Consider the following 944-nt stretch of genomic DNA (forward strand, 5'->3'; position numbering starts at 1 on the left):
TGAAGGGTCATTTGCATGGCTACTGAAACAATACTTTAACAGCTCTAATTGGTATAACCTCGCTAAAGCCACAAAAAGACAAAGAGAACCCATTCTTACGAAGGTATGTGATACCATAGGAAACATTCCATACCAAGCAATCGAAAAGAAACATATTATAGCCGGTGTTGAACGGCGTAAAGAAACACCCGCAATGGCTAGGGACTTTCTGAAATCACTCAACGGACTTTTTAAATGGGCAATTGAACAAGGGCTTTTAGAAAATAATCCAGCTTTAGGAATAAAAACACCTTCTTTAAAAAACAAAAGCGGTTTTCCTGTTTGGACAGAAGAGGATGTTGAGAAATATTACCAATGCTGGTCACATGGTACCCATGAACGCGTTTGGATTGATGTTCTTCTCTATACGGGATTACGTCGTGGTGATGCGGTTCGTATTGGCTGGAAAGATGTCAAAGATAATATCATTCATCTCAAAACAGAGAAAAGCAAATTCCAAACAGACGTTTTTCTTCCCATTTTACCAGAACTAGCCGAAACCCTTAAAATTGGTCCCATTGGTGAGGAAACATTTATTTGTAGTAAACGCCGAGAAAAGTTAGCCAAAGAAAGCTTCGGGGTTTTATTTTATAATGCATGTACCCAAGCCGGTATCAAGAAATCAGCACATGGATTGAGAAAATTAGCAGCAACACGCGCAGCAAATTCAGGTGCAACAGTATCTCAACTCAAAGCGCTTTTTGGCTGGACAGACGACAATATGGCATCTCTCTATACAAAGAGCGCAGATCGTAAAAAGCTTGCCCTCGAATCGATAAAAAAGCTCCAAAAAAGTTAGGGATAGAGGCAAAAAAACGTAATAGAATCAATAACCACCAAATCCCTTACTTTTATAATAACTTATTGATTTAATTTTTATTTATTTTGGTACATGTGAGTGATAA

The 944-nt window shown here is 38.1% G+C and carries 1 protein-coding gene; it reads left to right on the forward strand.

The genetic code is table 11. From position 1 onward, the window contains the following. Nucleotides 1-838, forward strand: an 838-nt coding sequence (locus ABD915_RS09860) for a tyrosine-type recombinase/integrase (protein WP_345117779.1), incomplete at its 5' end; no start/stop codon positions are given. Nucleotides 839-944 lie beyond the last annotated feature (106 nt).

The sequence above is a fragment of the Bartonella jaculi genome, from assembly GCF_039543045.1.
In the GTDB taxonomy this organism is placed as follows: domain Bacteria; phylum Pseudomonadota; class Alphaproteobacteria; order Rhizobiales; family Rhizobiaceae; genus Bartonella; species Bartonella jaculi.